Consider the following 18,574-nt stretch of genomic DNA (forward strand, 5'->3'; position numbering starts at 1 on the left):
TTGTTGGCTTGAGAGAACCTCTTTTCGTTCAAAAGTGGTCTCTGACGCTAAAACAGTTCTTCCCCCCCATTGGGGGAGGAGTACAGACTATTCGTCACGGAATCCTGCACATATTCTTTCGGTTCGGTGCCCTGAATAAAGTATTCAAACATCGCACTACCATCCGTTTTTGTCGTTAACAGTCCGCTCTCACGATCGATTCTGACCTGAACAATATGTTTCGGGATGACCTTCTCGTGTGGTGGGACATCATTGAGTGCATGAGCCATAAAATCTATCCAAGCCGGTTCTGCTGTTTTTGCGCCTGATTCGCCACCGCTAATCGGTACATCGTCGAGGTTCGGGTTCTTAGTGGTTCGGCCTAAATCCCGGTTATGGCTGTCAAAGCCGACCCAGGCACTGGCAACGATACCCGGTGCAAACCCGTTATACCAAGCATCTTTCGAATCGTTGGTTGTCCCGGTTTTTCCACCAATATCCCGGCGTTTGAGTTTTTGAGCACGCCATCCGGTGCCGTTCCAGCCGGTTCCTTCACGCCAGTTTCCGCCACCCCAAATATTGCTATACATCATTTCCCGAACCAAAAATGCATTCTGTTCCGAGATAACGCGTGGAGCATATTGGACATCTGCCGAATGTTCATTAAAGCGAGGTGCTCCGGCATTGACATAAGCGCTATCTTGATGAATATCGGGGGCACTGATCCCTTGTTCATTCTCTCCTTGCTGGGCGCTATCGTACTGATCTTGATTTTGTAGCTCATCGCTGTCCTGATCAGGGCATTGGTCATGACAGACGATTTTCGGTGTGGAGCGATAGACCAGTGTCCCGAAAGGATCTTCAACATGATCAATGTAATAGGCATCAACACTGTAACCGCCGTTGGCAAATACCGAGTATCCTTGTACCAGTTTCAGCGGACTCAGGCTACCGGCACCCAGCGCGATGGTTTCTGAATGAGGCAGATTGTCCAGATCAAAGCCAAAACGGGTCAGATAGTGTCGCACACGTTCCAGACCAACCGCTCTGAGCACGCGGATTGCCATGACGTTTTTCGATTGTGCCAAGCCAATCCGTAGCCGCGTCGGCCCTCGGTAAGTCGGAGGTGAATTTTTAGGACGCCATGCTGTTCCCTGACTCTGATCCCACTTGTTGATCGGTGCATCATTGACCAGCGTTGCCAGCGTCAAACCATCATCAATGGCAGATGAATAGATGAAGGGTTTAATCCCTGAGCCAACCTGACGGATGGATTGTGTCACGCGGTTAAACTTGCTATGAATGAAATTAAAACCGCCGACCAGCGCAAGAACGGCACCATCTTCCGGATTCATCGCAACAAAAGCAGTGTTGGCATTCGGCACCTGACTGAGACGCCAGAACGGTTGGTTTTCGTCCGGAGTATCATCGCGTTTTCTCACCCAGATTTGTTCACCGGCCGCCATGATTTGATGGGCATCGGTTGGCGCGTCTCCTTGTCGATCATCGGTAATAAACCGCCGGGCCCATTTCATCCCATCCCAGGGAATGGTTTGCGAACCGTGATTCTTGACCCAGACCGTCGCTGATTGTTGGGCAACATCCGTCACAACAGCAGGGTACATATCATCGTAGATAGGTTGTTCGGTGAGGTACTCTTCCATCTGCTCTTGGGTGAACGCCGGTTGACCCGTTTTCCACAATACTTTTTCTGCACCACGATAACCATGGCGTTGATCGTAGGCGATCAAGTTGTTAATGGCTGATTTATGTGCGGCATCTTGCATATCAGACTGGATGGTGGTGGTGACTCTCATCCCTGACGTATAGGCGTCTTCACCATAATGCTCAACCATCCAGGCACGTGCGAGCTCAGCCACATAAGGTGCATTGACTTCAATTTCAGCCACATGATATCGCGCGATCAATGGCTCAGCTTTTGCCGAGTCATACTGCTCCTGCGTAATGTAGTGTTCGTCAAGCATTCGCATCAGGACGACATTACGACGGTGGGTTGCCCGGGTTAGTGAGTAGATCGGGTTCATGGTCGACGGGGCTTTCGGCAATCCGGCAATCATGGCTATTTCACCCAGTGTGAGGTCTTTGACGTTTTTACCGAAATAGACTTGTGCTGCCGCACCAACCCCATAAGAGCGATAGCCCAGATAGATTTTGTTCAGATATAGTTCAAGGATTTCGTCTTTTGTGAGCAACTGTTCAATGTGAACGGCGATAAAAATCTCTTTTATCTTGCGCATGATTTTCTTCTCATTGCTCAGGAAGAAGTTACGGGCAAGTTGCTGAGTAATGGTACTCGCGCCTTGAGAGGCACTACCGGATAGTATTACGGCAAATGCCGCGCGGGTAATCCCGATGGGGTCAAATCCGTAGTGCTCATAAAAGCGATTATCTTCCGTTGCCAGAAATGCATGGATCAAATCCGGCGGGATGTCACTTAGTTTGAGTGGAATTCGGCGTTTTTCTCCAAACTGGGCAATCAGTTTCCCATCTTTACTGAAAACTTGCATCGGTGTTTGAAGCTGAACATCTTTTAAGGTGGCGACATCAGGTAATTCCGGTTTTACATAGTAGTAAAACCCAAAAATTGTACTCACCCCTAAAACCATGCAAATCAATGAAAATAAAAATAATCGCTTTATGAACTTCACCGGATAATCCCTGTTTGGTCGGATTGAACGCATGTCATCCGATCTAATTTTCGCTATTTTCTCTAAGAAACTGATCGCTTAACGTTTCATTTCAAGATAGACCTGTTGAAAAGAGTCTACACGACTAAAAATATCGGGTGTTAAAAATATAATGCGACAAACCTGTCGTTTTATCTTTTTACCATCCCGTCGTTTTGGTGCTATCTCAAAATGAACGCTTATTGTACTACCAATCAGCGATTTGAACAGTGCTGAACGACTGGAGTCTGTATGAGAAAACGTATCGTAACGGGAATCGATATCCGTCGTCACCGTATTACTACCGTTACTTTAAAGCGCCAACATAACATCGTGTCATTACTTGACTGTGAAACGCTGTCTGTTCCCGATGACATTTTCTCTGAGAATGAGGTCATCGATTATCAGAGCATTGTCAATAAACTTGCCGAAATAAGAAAGAGATTACCTTTTTTGCAACATCGGGTTGCGATTTCGATGCCCGATCTGACGGTAATGACCAGAACACTTCAACTCTCCATGAGTGATTATGATCAAAGTTTGGAGCCGTGGTTGATTGCTCAGGCTTTTGCTGAAAAAACCGGTTTCTCCGGTGACTCCGTCTATTTAGATTATGTCCCGCTTCAAACTGGCTATCAGGTCTATGCTGCGAAAAAGGAAGTGGTAGAAAGCCGTCTGCAAGCGCTTTGTCTGGCAGGATTAAGACCCGTATTGATCGATACGGAAAAGCAGGCCTTTCTTCAGTTTTTGCTGCAATCCATGTGTCGTGCTCAGCGTCAGGGGTGGCTACTGATTGATATCGGTGAAGATATTATCGCGATGGGATTTATCACCGATGAACTGAGTTTTTATCGTCAGTTTCCTTTTTCTGCACAAGCGTTCGATGTAGCGCTCACGCTGGTGTTACAAGAGGTGCAGCGGTTTATATCATTACATCCTGCCGCCTTGCTGAACGGGATATGGGTCAATAGTTCACCGGACAGATATCAGACGGTTGCACAGGGGTTGGGTCAGCAATTCTGTGGGCCGGTAGAACACTTGGTGACCGCATCGGTTTTCGAGACATCAGCTTCGATACCTGCACATCTCTGGCCTTGCATTCCATTGGCTGCCGGCAGTGCATTGCGTGGCCTGATGGCATTGGAGTCCGGCTATGCTGCATGAACTAAATTTAATGGATTGGCGACACAGTCAATTATATCGACGTAAGCGGTTTTTATATGGGTTATGGCTCTTTGGCGGTTGTCTGTGGCTGGTTGTACAGAGTGTTTTCTGTTTTGAGTGGTACAAGCAGCAAACTTTCTGGCAACAGTCTGAGCAGCAGTTCAATTTACAACTGGATGAACAGCAAAAGCGTCTGCGTGAGTGGGAAGAGCGACAGCAAAATGCGCAGCAGAATCAGAGCAAACTGGCTGACGCAAAGCTGTGGATCGCACGCAGCCAATTGCCGCAGAGACTGATGTCCGAGTTGGTCTCGGCTGTTTCCGGCGGTATCTATCTGGAGGAGATCCGTTTGACGGAACAACAGGTTGTTATCCGAGGATTAAGTCGTCATCCGGCAGTGATGAGCCATTTTATTCAGCGGCTCCGGCAAACGCCATCGATCCGGCAGTTGGATATTTTGTCAGTGACGGATCAGACCCCTCATTGGGGCAGCAAATTCAATACGTTTCAGCTGCGTTTTGTGATGACGGCAAACACGAGTGTCGATTCGGTCTCTGCGATTGAGAAAAAGAATACTATTGAGAAAAAGGATCGCGCTGATGTTCACTGATTTTCTCCGACGTCGGATGTTGAATGCTTCGATACTGCAACAGGTGGGGATGATGGCGGGTCTGTTTGTAGTACTCACTGGTGTCAGCTATCCACTTTTCTGGCAAAGCCGATATGAGATGTTACTGCAATATCCAGCCCATCTGAATGCACTGTCTCAGCAACAGGAGATGAACCGGCAACAATTGTATGACTTTCGCCGACAGCAAGCGGATTGGGAGGCGATTCAGCACCAACTGGTGCAAACCATGGCGCAGGTAACCAAAGTGCGTGATTCTTCGGCGTGGGTCAAACAAGCCGAGCAGGTTGCAGAGCAACAGCATATTCGCATTCGACATATTGTATGGAAAACACCGCAACAGCTTTATGGCCATGATGCGGATGTTTTCGAGATCAGGTTGAGCGGTCTGTTCCCGGACATCCTGAATTTCATGCGCGCCATTGCGCATCAATCTGTTGGTGTTGTGTTTCAACCGATTCGCTGGAAAAGAGTGTCACCACAGCAACGCCGTGTTGAGGTAGTCGCAACTGGTTTTCTTTATCAACTGAAAACAGATCACAGCAAAGATCATTATATAAAAGGACATGATCAACATGAGTCAAAATAACTATCGGAGAGTGCTGTCTGACATCAGGGTGATAGGGGGAATTTTATGGGGAGTCGGTACTCAGGTATTTGCCCAACAGGCTATTGATCCATTTGATGTGCCGGTCATGACGCAACCCGGTACGGTTTCCGGAGAGTCCCCCAGTTTGTCGCAACCGATACTGGAAACAGTATTCATTCCTGTCCAGTATGCAAAAACCGCAGACTTACTGCCATTACTTAAAGGAGGGGATCAACCGGGGCTGCTTTCCGAATATGGGTTGGTACGCGTTGATCCCCGAACCAACTCGCTGATTCTTCGCGATACGCCACATCATTTAGCCTCGATCCGGAGCATGATTCAGGCGCTCGATGTCCCCGTGAAACAGGTTAGAATTGAAGCGCGAATTGTGATTGTCAGCGAGGGGGCGCTTGATGAGCTTGGCGTGCGTTGGGGCGTAGGGCTGAAACAAGGGCATTTTGCTGTCGGGAGTCACATTGAACAGCACCAGACGGCAGAGGATGGTGCAGCTGAATCATCACAAGTGACCGATTTTATGAATATTAATTTGCCGAGTACATCCGGTAATTCCTCATCGATTGCTTTTCAATTGGCTAAGTTGGGATCCGGCACATTGCTGGATTTGGAGTTATCGGCATTACAGAGTGAATCCCGTGCTGAGATTATTTCCAGCCCCAGTCTGTTAACCACAAATCATCAGTCAGCGTTTATCGAACAAGGGACTGAAATCCCGTATCAGGAGTCGGGTTCGGATAATGAGACAACCATTGCATTCAAAAAAGCAGTGTTGAGTCTGGAGGTGACCCCGAATATCACCCCGGATCATCACATGTTGCTGGATTTACGCGTAACACAAGATCGTCCCGGAGAGGTGGTTAAAACCGGTTCCGGAGAAGCCGTTGCCATTACGACACAAAGAATTGGTACCCAAGTATTAGTCAATGACGGAGAGACAGTTGTTCTCGGAGGAATTTATCAGAAAACTCAAATGCATCGAGTTGATAAAGTGCCGGTGTTAGGGGAATTACCGTTATTAGGCAAACTATTTCAGCGTAATTATCAAAAGACCGATAAGAACGAGCTGCTTATTTTTGTCACGCCTCGGGTTGTGATTCAATAAGTTAGTCCGCTTTTTTCAGATCGCCTAAAAATAAGGTTGCATTCGGGCACTCAGATCTAGATAATTTCGGGTCTTATCACGAAATGTCTGTGAGGAATTGGTGCCACGAAGCTGATTCATCCCTTGCTATACCTTGAATTCACTTGTGGCGATGTCATTGAATTAATGTTGTTAATTACTGCTAAACATGGCTGAAAAACGTAATATTATCCTTGTTGGTCCCATGGGGGCCGGCAAAAGTACTATCGGTAGATATCTGGCACAGCAACTCCATATGGAATTTGTCGATTCTGACTCCGTTATTGAAGAACGGACGGGGGCAGATATTGCTTGGGTATTTGATGTTGAAGGAGAAGATGGTTTCCGGAAGCGTGAAGAAACTGTCATCCATGATCTGACTGAACAACAGGGCATCGTTCTGGCAACAGGCGGTGGATCAGTCAAAAGCAAAGAAAATCGCAATCGTCTTTCTGCCCGGGGAGTTGTCGTTTACTTAGAAACGACAATTGAGAAACAGTTAGCTCGTACCAGTCGTGATAAAAAGCGTCCGCTCCTGCAAACGGAACAGCCACGCGAAGTTTTAGAAGCTTTGGCTGAGGAACGTAATCCGCTTTATGAAGAAATTGCGGATATTACTGTGAAAACTGATGATCAAAGTGCAAAAGTGGTAGCCAATCAGATCGTAAAAATGTTAGAAGAACAATAGGTTTTTTTTATTTTTGCGGAGTGCAACCATGGCGCAGATTACGGTCAGTCTAGGTGAGCGTAGTTACCCCATTTCAATCGGAGCCGGATTATTTCAAAATCCGGCGCTTCTTTCTTTCCTCTCTCCTCAGCAAAAAGTGGTCATCATTAGCAACGTTACTGTTGCCCCACTTTATGCTGATAAAATCACACAGTTATTGAACGATATCGGCTGTCAGACCTATTTGCTGACGCTACCCGATGGCGAGCAGTACAAAAATCTGAATACTTTTGATACGGTCATGACGTTTCTGCTTGAGCATAATCTTGGGCGGGATATTGTGATCGTTGCTCTCGGTGGTGGTGTGATCGGTGATCTGGTTGGTTTTGCAGCGTCATGCTATCAACGAGGCGTTGATTTTATTCAAATCCCGACCACACTACTGTCTCAGGTTGATTCTTCGGTGGGCGGCAAAACAGCGGTTAATCATCCGCTGGGTAAGAATATGATCGGTGCATTCTATCAACCGCGTTCAGTGATTATTGACACTGATTGCCTGTCAACGTTGCCCGAACGGGAATTTGCTGCCGGAATGGCCGAAGTTATCAAATACGGCATTATTTATGATGCTGGGTTTTTCGACTGGCTGGAAACTAATCTTGAAACCTTGTATGCACTGGATCAGTCTGCGCTAACTTATGCCATCGCACGGTGTTGCGAGATTAAAGCTGAAGTTGTGGCGCAGGATGAAAAAGAAGCCGGGATTCGGGCATTACTGAATTTAGGTCATACGTTTGGTCATGCTATAGAAGCACATTTGGGATACGGACAATGGCTTCATGGTGAAGCGGTTGCATCCGGAACCGTGATGGCTGCGAAGACTGCACAATTACATGGTTTAATTTCTGAAGCGCAGTTCTCACGAATTGTGGCACTCCTCAAATCAGCAAAGCTACCAGTGCAAACCCCGGACGGTATGTCTTTCTCTGATTTCATGACCCATATGATGCGGGATAAAAAGGTTCTGGCCGGTACATTGCGGCTCGTTCTCCCAACCGGAATCGGTACTGCGCAAGTGTTGAAGGGTATTCCAGAATCAACGATTGAGCAGGCGATCGATTTCTGTCGTACAGTATAATTCAACAGTTTTTCATGCTTCTGGGTAGGATGATTTCATGAGTGCAGCACACGGTCGAGTGTTGGAATTACAGTCTCAGGTCGATCTGTTAGAACGGCTAAGGTTGCTGACGCATTTCGGTTCAAATCTGGTGACTGTCTCCGGTGAACCCGGAGCCGGTAAAACTTGGCTTGCACAACGTTATCTGGAAGCATGGGCGGAGGATAAGAATCAGTCGCTATTGTTGTGCTATCCCAATCAGGATGATCGCCAGCATCGTATGACGATTCTGACGCAGATCGATTCTCACGCACGTTTTAGTCCCGATGAGGCCTTGGTCGATAATCTGACGGCTGTGTATGATGATGAACCCTGTAATATCGTTATCGTCGTCGATAATGCGCAGCGTCTGTCTGAGAGTCTGGTGTCGGAGCTATGGATGCTCGTGCTTGAGGCGCAGGATAAGCCGCAATGGTCGATCAATGTGATCCTCTTTGCTCTGCCTCGGGTACTTGACTCTTTGATTACTCGGATCGGGTATGGACAGGAGCATAAACCGGTTGATCTGGAAATTGATCGACTGTCTCAAGATGACGCTGATCGTCTGTTCGAATATCTGGTGATCCGTTTTATCGACGATAAAATGGAGAAGCGGGTTCGCCATGCGTATAGTAAGGTGAATAAAACACCGGGTGATATCATAGCATTAGGAGAGAAGAAGATGGAAAAGCGGATCGTGATTCGCTCAATAGTCGGGTCTCCGGTCAAGATCGCGGCATTGATACTGTTACTTGCTGTAATTCTCGGTGGGGGTTACTGGTGGATGTTATCTGAAGAGCAGGCGCCTGAGCATGTGCTGGATGATATGGTTGCAAATGATACCGCGACAAAAGAACAGACGGTGATACCGACCTTGACTGGTGATACCAAAGAAAGCTCGAAAGCCACTGATACATCCGATTCGTCCGGTGTGAATTCCACCGAGTCACTACCGGATGGCGTGAAGGATGATTCCAATGCGCTTCCTCCGGTGGTGACTTCTGATTCTGATCGGGTTGGCGAGGATGATCAGGGACAAAGGGTTGTGATTTCTTCTGAGGTGGTTGATGCATTGATGGATGGTAAAGCTAAATCGGTGGATACCAAACAACTCACGGATGTGGCCCGTCAGGTTGCACCGGAGTCAGATGAGTCTGCTGCGGCGGACGGGACGGTATCGGCTGAGCTGAGCGCATCATCTTCAACCTCTGGTCAATCCCAATCAAACCGTTCGCAATCCTTGCCCGGTTACTCATTTTCCTATAGCACGGCTGAATTAAAAGCCATGTCTGATCGTAGTTATACCTTGCAGCTTGCTGCATTTAATTCGCTTCAGGAAATTGAAGATTTTATTCAACGTCATCGCTTACAGAATCAGGTCTATGTCTATCCGACGATTCGGGAGCAAGTGGACTGGTATATTGTGACATACCAAAACTATCCAACGATTCAGATGGCTCGGGATGCCGTTGCGACGCTCCCACGCTCGATTCAGGCGCTCGGACCATGGGCAAAATCTCTCAGACAGGTACACCGAGAGATTGAACGGGTGAAATAGTACGGGTTCACTTGGGGATAAAGTGAAAATATGTTAGATTTCGCAGCCTTGTTGATTGTGGTGGATAGATAGAGCAGTAGATGAAGAAGAATCGCGCCTTTCTGAAGTGGGCTGGCGGAAAATATGGATTGGTTGATGATATCCGACGCCATTTACCGGCCGCTCAAACTTTAGTTGAGCCCTTTGTCGGTGCTGGTTCTATTTTTCTCAATACCGATTACGAGCATTATGTTCTGGCTGATATCAATCCGGATCTGATTAATTTATATAACCTGCTGAAAGAGCGGCCCGAGCATTATATCGCAGAAGCCAAACGGTGGTTTATTGCCGAGAATAATCGTAAAGAAGTCTATCTATCGGTTCGGCAGCAGTTTAATCAGACCGATGAAGTGATGTATCGCTCGTTAGCATTTCTGTATATGAACCGTTTTGGCTTTAACGGATTGTGTCGTTATAACAAAAAAGGGGGGTTTAATGTCCCTTTTGGTTCTTACAAAAAACCTTACTTCCCTGAAGCTGAACTAGAATTCTTCGCTGAGAAAGCGAAGAAAGCAACGTTTGTCTGTACCAATTATCGGGATAGCTTTGAACAAGCGGACCATGTCAGTGTGATTTATTGCGATCCACCGTATGCTCCGTTGTCTCATACCGCGAATTTTACCTCTTACACCGGTGGTGGCTTTTCACTTGATGATCAGGCTGCGCTGGCTGATATTGCCGAGAAAACTGCGAATGAGCGGGGGATATCGGTACTGATCTCTAATCATGATACGATTCTGACCCGAAGGCTGTACCATGGTGCAAAACTCAATGTTGTGAAGGTTAAACGAACCATCAGCCGCAATGGTGCGGGGCGAAACAAAGTGGATGAATTGCTCGCGCTATTTGAAGGCAATCCGGCATCACGGGCAGCTCAATAGTCAGGCTTTAGCGTGTTGTGCGGTTGAGCGAGCCATCCTCGACACGCCGCAAAAATGATATCAAAGCGCAACACTCGCTAGGATCCGCGCAATGGCTTCTGTAGAATGGTTTATCTTGGCAACTATTTCTAATCTTCGTGCTCACAGAGGCCTGCTTTATGAACGACTTTTTGATTGCCCCTTCCATCCTTTCTGCTGATTTAGCCCGTTTAGGCGAGGATGTTGTTGATGTCCTGAACGCCGGTGCGGATGTGATTCATTTTGATGTCATGGATAACCATTACGTGCCGAATTTGACCTTTGGCGCACCGGTTTGCAAAGCATTACGTGACTATGGTGTAACGGCACCGATTGATGTCCATCTGATGGTTAAACCGGTTGATCGTCTTATTCCGGATTTCGCTAAAGCAGGCGCATCGATGATTACTTTTCATGTTGAGGCTTCTGAGCATGTTGATCGCACGTTGCAACTCATCAAAGATCATGGTTGCCAGGCTGGTGTTGTGCTGAATCCGGCGACGCCATTGACTCATCTGGATTATCTGATGGATAAAGTTGATCTGATCCTGCTGATGTCTGTGAACCCCGGCTTTGGTGGTCAGTCTTTTATTCCGCATACAATGGATAAACTCAGTGCCGTTCGTGAACGGATCAATGCTTCCGGCCGTCAGATTCGTCTGGAAATCGATGGTGGCGTCAAAATTGATAACATCCGTGAAATTGCCGAAGCCGGTGCTGATATGTTTGTGGCGGGTTCTGCGATCTTTGACCAGCCCGATTACCAACAAGTGATTGACGCGATGCGTGCTGAGTTGGCACAGGTTAAGCGGTGATCTGTTGTTTGTGTTAAATCCTGAAGGATTCATTCTTGGTGTGATCATGCTGAATCACCCATATAAAAATCAAATAGAGAGTAAATGTGATGTCTTTTGAGCAGATTCAATTGATCGTATTTGATCTGGATGGCACGTTGTTAGACAGCGTTCCCGATCTCGCTGTTGCCGCGGATCAGACGGTTCGTGCGTTAGGGTATCCGGGAGTATCTGAAGCTCAGGTTCGCGATTATGTCGGCAATGGGGCAGATGTACTGATTGGTCGTGCTTTGAGTCAGAATTTAACGGTTGATCCGTCTTTGAGTCCCGAACTGATGCAAGATGCCAGAAAACGTTTTGATGCGTATTATGACGCGACAGGACACCGTCTCAGTCACTTGTATCCGGGGGTTAAAGAGACATTGGAGCAGCTATATCAGGCAGGGTTTACACTGGCAATCGTCACCAATAAACCATCACATTTTGTTCCGGATATTCTGCAACAACATGGTATCTCCCACTATTTTAAAGAAGTGGTTGGTGGTGATCGGTTTGAGAAAAAGAAACCGGATCCGATGGCGCTTGAATGGCTGCTCACAACCTATAACTGCCAGCCACAACAGATGCTGATGGTTGGTGACTCAAAGAACGATATTCTTGCGGCACAGCGTGCCGGATGTCGTTCGTTTGGTCTGACATACGGCTACAATCATGGTGAGCCTATTGCTGACTCAAATCCCGATTATGTGGCGGATCAAATCAATCAATTACTCGATATTGTTCTTGTCTCGGCATGAATGCGATAAATATCTAGAAAAATACTTCCTGATGAGTACACTGAGTAAACCGTGTGACTGTTTGCAGAACGATCACGCGGTTTTTCTCTAATTTTGATGAAGTCAAAGGAATCTTTTCATGAGCAACTCCCTCGTCTCGGACAAACCGATCGTCTTTAGTGGTGTTCAACCCTCCGGTGAACTCAGTATTGGTAACTACTTGGGTGCGCTTCGTCAATGGCATCAGATGCAAGATGAATACAACTGTCAGTATTGTATTGTGGATCTTCATGCGATCACCGTGCGTCAGGATCCGAAAGCGTTACATGAAGCAACATTAGATGCACTGGCGATTTGTCTTGCAGTCGGTATTGATCCGCGCAAGAGTACCTTATTTGTTCAGTCTCATGTCCCTGCTCATGCACAACTCAGTTGGCTTCTCAATTGTTATACCCAGATGGGGGAGCTGAGTCGGATGACCCAGTTCAAGGATAAGTCCGCACGTTATGCGAATGATGTCAATGTCGGACTGTTTGATTATCCGGTCTTGATGGCTGCCGATATTCTTCTGTACGGCACCCATCAGGTACCCGTTGGGAATGACCAGAAGCAGCATCTTGAACTGGCTCGCGATATTGCCATTCGTTTTAATAATATTTATAGCCCTGAGCAACCGATCTTCACTGTGCCTGAGCCTTACATTCCTAAAGTGAATGCCCGGGTGATGAGTCTTCAGGATGCAACCAAAAAGATGTCCAAGTCGGATGATAATCGTAAGAATGTCATCACGCTGCTCGAAGATCCGAAATCGATTCTCAAGAAGATCAACAAAGCTCAAACGGACACCGAAACGCCGCCACGGATTCGTCACGATGTTGAAAACAAAGCCGGGATCTCCAACCTGATGGGATTGTACTCGGCAGCAACCGGGATGACTTTTGCTGAAATCGAAGCAAAATATGCAGGGGTGGAAATGTATGGTCCGTTCAAGAAAGACGTCGGTGAAGCGATTGTCGCCATGCTGGAACCCGTTCAGAGTGAATACCACCAGATTCGTGCTGATTTGGGCTATCTCAATGAAGTGATGAAATCTGGCGCTGAAGCCGCGTCGGCAAAAGCAGCGCCAATTCTGAAAAAAGCATATCAAGCGGTTGGTTTTGTGACACCATTTTGAGTATCACCAACCAAGGTTATATCAATATCAAGGCTGCCTCTCGGCAGCTTTTTATTTGGTAGCATAAACTTGTTTTAAATCAGTTGTTGATACGATAGCTTAGCGATACTTTAAAATTTTCTGATAAACTTACATTCATTTGTTGATATTTTCGAAGGCTGGAACAAAGTGGCGACGACAGAGACACTCAATGCTGACATGTTACTGGAAATTGAATCTGTGCATGTAAAACCGTTTACAGAGCATGATAAAATCATTCTCCGTTCTTATGAGGCTATTGTAGATGGTTTGGCAAGCCTGATCGGTCCTTTTTGTGAAATCGTATTGCATTCACTGGAAGACCTGAATACTTCTGCCATCAAAATCGCCAATGGTGAGAATACCGGACGTCAGGTCGGTTCACCGATTACGGATTTAGCGTTGAAGATGCTAAAAGATATTGAAGGGTCTGAACGGAATTTTTCCCGCTCTTATTTTACCCGGGCAAAAGGTGGTGTTTTAATGAAATCCATCACGATTGCTATCCGTAACGGTGATAATCGAGTGATAGGATTACTCTGTATTAATGTCAATCTTGATGCACCGTTTTCTCAGATACTACAGTCATTTATGCCAAATCAAGATGCACAGGATGCGGCATCATCCGTCAATTTTGCCAGTGATGTTGAAGAGCTGGTGGATCAGACCGTTGAGCGAACGATCGAAGAAATCAATGCGGATAAATCAGTATCGAATAATACCAAGAACCGACAGATTGTGATGGCGTTATATGATAAAGGAATCTTTGATATTAAAGATGCGATCAATCGCGTTGCTGATCGTCTGAACATATCGAAACATACCGTGTACCTCTATATTCGTCAGCGTAAAACGGAGGATGATGAAAAGTGAGTGTTCTGACTTACACACTGGTTGTCAATGGACCACTGTACGGTACCCAGTCAGCTCGGAGTGCCTATCAGTTTGCACGCGCTTTACTCCAGAGAGGTCACACACTGGTTAGTGTTTTTTTCTATCAGGACGGTGTGACCAATGGAACCTCATTATCAGTACCTGCCAATGATGAATTCGATCTTGCCAAAGCTTGGCAAAATTTGGCGAAAGAGCATGGTGTAAGTCTTGAAACCTGTGTCGCTGCGTCTTTGAGACGAGGGATTTTGAGTGAAAAGGAAGCGGCCCAACATTGTGTGTTTAAAGATAATCTGGCGGACGAGTTTGTGCAGACCGGTCTGGGCAGTTTAGCGGAAGCAATGTTGACCCAAGATAGGATCATACAGTTTTGAATCGTTTGATTTATGTTTTTCATCACGCACCTCATGGTCGAAGTTCCGGAAGAGAAGGGGTTGATGCGCTGTTGGCTGCCTCAGCCTATAGTGAAAACATTGCAGTCGTTTTTATGGGGGATGGCGTCTTACAACTTCTGCAGGGCCAAGAAACAGACGATATTCTCAGCAAGGATTATGCACCGATGCTCAAACTACTCGAACTGTACGATATTGATCAGGTTTTTGTCTCCCGGACTGCACTGATGCAGCGGGGAATGACGCCAGATGATTTGATCATCCCTGTGACCATTGTGCAGGATCAAACCATGATAGAGATTCTGCATCAGGCAGATAAAGTTTTGAGTTTTTGAGACATCTTATGTTACATGTGATTAAAACAGACGCTGCATTGAAGCGAGTTCATCCCTTTTATTCTGCGCAAGATACCATCTTACTGATCGAAGATTCGGTTTATGCGGCAAACCCTTTGCACCATGCGTTCGAATTGCTGAAAGAGAAAACTGTGTTTGTTTTGGAAGCCGATGCAAAAGCCCGAGGAATTTATCACCGCATCAGTCCTTCAACAACGATGACCGATTATCTTGGGTTCGTCGAATTGACGGAACAACACCACAGTGTAATGACTTGGGAATAAGTTTTCCTGCCCTTTAAAAAAAAATTGTATATTTCTTGACACATCTAGCCGCGGTGCATAGAATTTTGCGTCCCTATTTGTATAGGGTATAGATTTTTCACAAAGCTTACTTTCAGTAAATCAGGAGCTAGTTAATGGCAACTATTAACCAGTTGGTTCGCAAACCTCGTGTGAAGCAAGTTGCAAAAAGCAACGTGCCAGCACTGGAAGCGTGCCCACAAAAACGTGGTGTATGTACTCGTGTTTACACTACTACACCAAAAAAACCTAACTCAGCACTTCGTAAAGTATGTCGTGTACGTTTAACTAACGGTTTTGAAGTTACTTCATATATCGGTGGTGAAGGTCACAACCTACAAGAGCACAGTGTTGTTTTGATCCGTGGTGGTCGTGTTAAAGACCTTCCGGGTGTTCGTTACCACACTGTTCGTGGCGCACTTGACTGTGCCGGTGTTAATGATCGTAAACAAGGTCGTTCTAAGTACGGTGTGAAGCGTCCTAAATCTTAATGTTTCTCTGTTGAAATAAGCGTTAAGTAAGGCCAAACACTAATTTAAATATTAATTTTTGAAGAAACTGAAAAGTTTTGGATAACCTGAAGAAGACAACGGAGAATATCCATGCCACGTCGTCGCGTAATTGGTCAGCGTAAGATCCTTCCAGATCCAAAGTTCAAGTCTGAACTGCTGGCAAAATTCGTCAACATCCTTATGGTTGACGGGAAGAAATCAGTTGCAGAAAAGATTGTTTATACTGCATTAGATACTATGGCTGAGAAATCTGGTAAAGATCACTTAGCTGTATTCGAAGAAGCTCTTGAAAATGTTCGCCCAGCGGTTGAGGTTAAATCTCGTCGTGTGGGTGGTTCAACTTACCAAGTACCTGTAGAAGTTCGTCCGGTTCGCCGTAACGCACTTGCTATGCGTTGGTTAGTTGAAGCTGCGCGTAAGCGTGGTGAGAAATCTATGGCTGCTCGTCTGGCTGCTGAAATGTTAGATGCTGCTGAAAACAAAGGCTCTGCGGTTAAGAAACGTGAAGACGTTCACCGTATGGCTGAAGCAAACAAAGCGTTTGCTCATTACCGTTGGTAATACCTCCTGTACTGCGGGGAGACCCGCAGTACTTTTCTATTTTCTAAGGTCCACCTTAGTTAAGAGGATACAACCGTGGCTCGTAAAACTCCTATCGAGCGCTACCGTAACATCGGTATATGTGCTCATGTAGACGCAGGAAAGACAACCACTACTGAGCGTATTCTGTTCTACACCGGCCTGTCTCATAAAATCGGCGAAGTTCACGATGGTGCAGCAACCATGGACTGGATGGAGCAAGAGCAGGAACGCGGTATCACCATTACCTCTGCTGCGACGACCACATTCTGGCGTGGTATGCAGGCGCAATTCCCTGATCATCGTATCAATATTATCGATACTCCCGGACACGTTGACTTCACCATTGAAGTTGAGCGTTCTCTTCGTGTACTTGATGGTGCAGTGGTCGTTTTTTGTGGTGCCTCAGGTGTTGAACCTCAGTCTGAGACAGTATGGCGTCAGGCGGATAAATATCATGTTCCGAGATTAGTTTTCGTGAATAAGATGGACCGTGCTGGTGCAGATTTCTTGCGTGTGGTAAATCAAATAAAAGATCGACTAGGCGCAAACCCTGTACCGATTCAGTTGAATATCGGTGCAGAAGATGAATTTAAAGGTGTTATCGATCTGTTCAAAATGAAAGCAATTAACTGGACTGACGAAGATCAGGGAATGACTTTCACATATGAGGATATCCCAGCAGATATGCTCGAACTAGCTGAAGAATGGCGTAGCTATATGGTGGAGTCTGCTGCTGAAGCTAATGAAGAGCTGATGGATAAATACCTTGAAGAGGGTGAATTAAGCGAAGACGAGATCAAGCTCGGCTTACGAACTCGCACTCTGAATAATGAGATTGTTCTGGCGACTTGCGGCAGTGCATTTAAGAACAAAGGGGTTCAGGCTGTACTGGATGCTGTGATTGAATTTTTGCCGTCACCGATCGATGTCCCATCGATTAAAGGAATTGATGAGCATGAAAATGATATTGAGCGTCACGCGGATGATTCTGAACCGTTTTCTGCGCTTGCATTTAAGATCGCAACAGACCCATTCGTTGGTACTCTGACATTTGTTCGGGTTTATTCCGGTGTATTGAACTCTGGGGATGCTGTCTATAACTCGGTCAAACAAAAACGTGAACGGGTTGGACGTATTGTTCAGATGCATTCGAACAAACGTGAAGAAGTCAAAGAAGTTCGTGCCGGTGATATTGCTGCTGCGATTGGCTTGAAAGATGTGACAACAGGGGACACGCTTTGCGACCAAAATCATAAGGTTATTCTGGAACGGATGGAGTTTCCTCAACCTGTGATTCAAATCGCTGTAGAGCCCCGCTCTAAAGCTGATCAGGAAAAGATGGGGATTGCCCTCGGAAAACTGGCAGCTGAAGATCCATCATTCCGTGTTGAAACGGACGCTGAAACTGGTCAGACATTGATATCCGGCATGGGTGAACTTCACTTGGATATCATTGTTGATCGGATGAAGCGTGAATTTAGTGTGGATTGCAACGTGGGTAAACCTCAGGTTGCTTATCGTGAAACCATTCGTGGTCAAGCGGAAGTCGAAGGCAAATTTGTTCGCCAGTCAGGGGGACGTGGTCAATACGGTCATGTATGGCTGAAAATTGAACCATCTGAACCCGGCGAAGGTTTTGTTTTTGTCGACGAAATTGTGGGGGGGGCAATTCCGAAGGAATTCATTAACCCGGTCGCAAAAGGTATCGAGGAACAAATGAACAACGGTGTGCTCGCTGGTTATCCTGTCTTGGATATCAAAGCAACGCTCTTTGATGGTTCATTCCACGATGTCGATTCAAGTGAGATGGCGTTTAAGATCGCTGGCTCAATGGCATTCAAGAAAGGTGCGCTGCAAGCAAACCCCGTTATTCTTGAACCGCTAATGAAAGTTGAAGTAACCACTCCGGAAGATTGGATGGGTGATGTTGTGGGTGACTTGAATCGTCGCCGCGGCCTCATCGAAGGTATGGATGATGGCCCGGCAGGGCTGAAGATTATACATGCTAAAGTCCCGCTTTCTGAGATGTTTGGTTACGCAACTGATCTGCGTTCTGCGACGCAAGGCCGTGCTTCGTATTCAATGGAGTTTTCCAAGTACGCTGAAGTGCCGAAAAACATTGCTGATGCAATTGTCGCTGAGCGTGGTTAACCTTTATTTGTCGATAAATCACAAATAGTGGTTAATAACGAATCTATTGCGTTGACGAACGTTGACGCATAAAATAGCAATTTCTGGCGCACTTTAAGTGTACGTGACTTAGAGTGAATCATAACTAGGAAGGAACACGATCG

General features: G+C 46.3%; 18 protein-coding genes and 1 pseudogene. 18 read left to right on the top strand and 1 reads right to left on the bottom strand.

Translation table 11 applies throughout. The features are described 5' to 3' along the window. Positions 1 to 47: 47 nt before the first annotated feature. Entirely contained in the window at positions 48 to 2,648 is a 2,601-nt protein-coding gene (locus tag AC55NX_RS17690) for a penicillin-binding protein 1A (RefSeq protein ID WP_496996931.1), read from the bottom strand. A 270-nt stretch (positions 2,649 to 2,918) separates the two neighbouring features. On the opposite strand from AC55NX_RS17690, the gene pilM reads away from it, so the two are divergent. The 18 genes and pseudogenes from pilM to fusA all read left to right on the top strand — a co-directional run bounded on the left by pilM (position 2,919) and on the right by fusA (position 18,431). Next, positions 2,919 to 3,830: a pilus assembly protein PilM gene (gene pilM / locus AC55NX_RS17695; RefSeq protein WP_496996932.1), complete on the top strand. Its 912-nt coding sequence runs from the start codon at positions 2,919 to 2,921 to the stop codon at positions 3,828 to 3,830. Continuing rightward, entirely contained in the window at positions 3,820 to 4,440 is a 621-nt protein-coding gene (locus tag AC55NX_RS17700; RefSeq protein WP_496996933.1) for a PilN domain-containing protein, read from the top strand. The genes pilM and AC55NX_RS17700 overlap by 11 nt, the downstream gene beginning before the upstream one ends. Next, positions 4,430 to 5,047: a hypothetical protein gene (locus tag AC55NX_RS17705; RefSeq protein ID WP_496996934.1), complete on the top strand. Its 618-nt coding sequence runs from the start codon at positions 4,430 to 4,432 to the stop codon at positions 5,045 to 5,047. Before AC55NX_RS17700 ends, AC55NX_RS17705 begins: the two co-directional genes overlap by 11 nt. Positions 5,048 to 5,207: 160 nt before the next feature. Next, positions 5,208 to 6,167, top strand: a pseudogene (pilQ, locus tag AC55NX_RS17710) (type IV pilus secretin PilQ); the annotation flags it as partial. A gap of 187 nt (positions 6,168 to 6,354) precedes the next feature. Beyond that, positions 6,355 to 6,873 carry a shikimate kinase AroK gene (gene aroK / locus AC55NX_RS17715; protein WP_021019597.1) on the top strand — a complete coding sequence of 173 codons (519 nt, stop codon included), beginning with the start codon at positions 6,355 to 6,357 and terminating at the stop codon, positions 6,871 to 6,873. 28 nt (positions 6,874 to 6,901) lie between these two features. Then, positions 6,902 to 7,990, top strand: coding sequence for a 3-dehydroquinate synthase (gene aroB / locus AC55NX_RS17720; protein WP_496996935.1), 1,089 nt, complete (start codon positions 6,902 to 6,904; stop codon positions 7,988 to 7,990). A 37-nt stretch (positions 7,991 to 8,027) separates the two neighbouring features. Next, positions 8,028 to 9,566, top strand: a complete 1,539-nt coding sequence (locus tag AC55NX_RS17725) for an AAA family ATPase (protein ID WP_496996936.1) — start codon at positions 8,028 to 8,030, stop codon at positions 9,564 to 9,566. An 80-nt stretch (positions 9,567 to 9,646) separates the two neighbouring features. Beyond that, entirely contained in the window at positions 9,647 to 10,486 is an 840-nt protein-coding gene (locus AC55NX_RS17730) for a Dam family site-specific DNA-(adenine-N6)-methyltransferase (RefSeq protein ID WP_496996937.1), read from the top strand. Positions 10,487 to 10,644: 158 nt separating this feature from the next. Beyond that, a complete protein-coding gene (gene rpe, locus AC55NX_RS17735; RefSeq protein ID WP_496996938.1) occupies positions 10,645 to 11,319 on the top strand; it encodes a ribulose-phosphate 3-epimerase in 675 nt (224 codons plus the stop codon). Positions 11,320 to 11,408: 89 nt separating this feature from the next. Beyond that, the gene (locus AC55NX_RS17740) at positions 11,409 to 12,095 is read left to right on the top strand and encodes a phosphoglycolate phosphatase (protein ID WP_496996939.1); all 687 of its coding nucleotides are present in this window, start codon (positions 11,409 to 11,411) and stop codon (positions 12,093 to 12,095) included. A 118-nt stretch (positions 12,096 to 12,213) separates the two neighbouring features. Further along, positions 12,214 to 13,248 carry a tryptophan--tRNA ligase gene (gene trpS / locus AC55NX_RS17745; protein WP_496996940.1) on the top strand — a complete coding sequence of 345 codons (1,035 nt, stop codon included), beginning with the start codon at positions 12,214 to 12,216 and terminating at the stop codon, positions 13,246 to 13,248. Between the two features lie 168 nt (positions 13,249 to 13,416). Then, positions 13,417 to 14,139: a helix-turn-helix transcriptional regulator gene (locus AC55NX_RS17750; protein WP_059122859.1), complete on the top strand. Its 723-nt coding sequence runs from the start codon at positions 13,417 to 13,419 to the stop codon at positions 14,137 to 14,139. Beyond that, complete coding sequence (gene tusD / locus AC55NX_RS17755; protein WP_496996941.1) at positions 14,136 to 14,531, top strand: sulfurtransferase complex subunit TusD; 396 nt, start codon at positions 14,136 to 14,138, stop codon at positions 14,529 to 14,531. The genes AC55NX_RS17750 and tusD overlap by 4 nt, the downstream gene beginning before the upstream one ends. After that, the gene (gene tusC, locus AC55NX_RS17760; protein ID WP_496996942.1) at positions 14,528 to 14,884 is read left to right on the top strand and encodes a sulfurtransferase complex subunit TusC; all 357 of its coding nucleotides are present in this window, start codon (positions 14,528 to 14,530) and stop codon (positions 14,882 to 14,884) included. Before tusD ends, tusC begins: the two co-directional genes overlap by 4 nt. Positions 14,885 to 14,892: 8 nt before the next feature. After that, the gene (gene tusB, locus AC55NX_RS17765; RefSeq protein ID WP_496996943.1) at positions 14,893 to 15,168 is read left to right on the top strand and encodes a sulfurtransferase complex subunit TusB; all 276 of its coding nucleotides are present in this window, start codon (positions 14,893 to 14,895) and stop codon (positions 15,166 to 15,168) included. Between the two features lie 134 nt (positions 15,169 to 15,302). Then, the gene (gene rpsL, locus AC55NX_RS17770) at positions 15,303 to 15,677 is read left to right on the top strand and encodes a 30S ribosomal protein S12 (RefSeq protein WP_038181303.1); all 375 of its coding nucleotides are present in this window, start codon (positions 15,303 to 15,305) and stop codon (positions 15,675 to 15,677) included. 111 nt (positions 15,678 to 15,788) lie between these two features. Next, the gene (gene rpsG, locus AC55NX_RS17775) at positions 15,789 to 16,259 is read left to right on the top strand and encodes a 30S ribosomal protein S7 (protein WP_038181306.1); all 471 of its coding nucleotides are present in this window, start codon (positions 15,789 to 15,791) and stop codon (positions 16,257 to 16,259) included. Positions 16,260 to 16,334: 75 nt separating this feature from the next. Continuing rightward, positions 16,335 to 18,431, top strand: a complete 2,097-nt coding sequence (fusA, locus tag AC55NX_RS17780; protein ID WP_496996944.1) for an elongation factor G — start codon at positions 16,335 to 16,337, stop codon at positions 18,429 to 18,431. Positions 18,432 to 18,574: the final 143 nt, after the last annotated feature.

The organism is Vibrio rubrogenes (genome assembly GCF_059641415.1).